This is a genomic window from Pseudolactococcus chungangensis CAU 28 = DSM 22330, from assembly GCF_002441885.1.
Lineage (GTDB): Bacteria > Bacillota > Bacilli > Lactobacillales > Streptococcaceae > Pseudolactococcus > Pseudolactococcus chungangensis.
Map to the genome: position 1 here is coordinate 1 of NZ_JXJT01000071.1, position 535 is coordinate 535.

At 44.4% G+C, this 535-nt stretch carries 1 protein-coding gene; it reads left to right on the forward strand.

The features are described from left to right. Positions 1–340 precede the first annotated feature (340 nt). The coding region (locus RR45_RS11690) for an LPXTG cell wall anchor domain-containing protein (protein ID WP_425319434.1) at positions 341–535 on the forward strand (195 nt) is incomplete at its 3' end.

Genomic DNA, 535 nt, shown 5'->3' on the forward strand with positions numbered 1-535 from the left:
TAGATCTATTTGATTAGATTAGAGGGAGAATATGATGACCACAACACTTAAAAAATTCAGTGCGCTGATGTTGGCACTCGGGACGATTTTTATCCTGAGTTTTCCAAGCATTGCACATGCCGCAGACACAGGAGGTTCAGATCATTTTGAGCTGACCATCGTCGAAAACAAAGACAGCAAGTCAGGTGCTGAAATCGCCGACTTGACGATTAAAAATATCAGTGGTAAAACGGGCACCAATGTGACCTTTGAGGCTGATTTACCCACGATTTTCCACGATAAGGNTGCGAAAACGTACCAAGTCAGTCGGAAAACTGACGGCACGGTCACCACAACGCCACTGCCAACGACAGGCAACTTACCAACAACAGGCGCTACTAACACAGCAACAAAAACTAGCACATCATTGCCGTCAACAGGTGAAAAAATGACCGCAACGCTAGTGGTGCTTGGTTTAGGGATACTAGCAATCGTGCTTATTATCGCTATCAAACATCGTAAAGTCGCTAAAAATGTACTGGCATTAGTCTTGCTT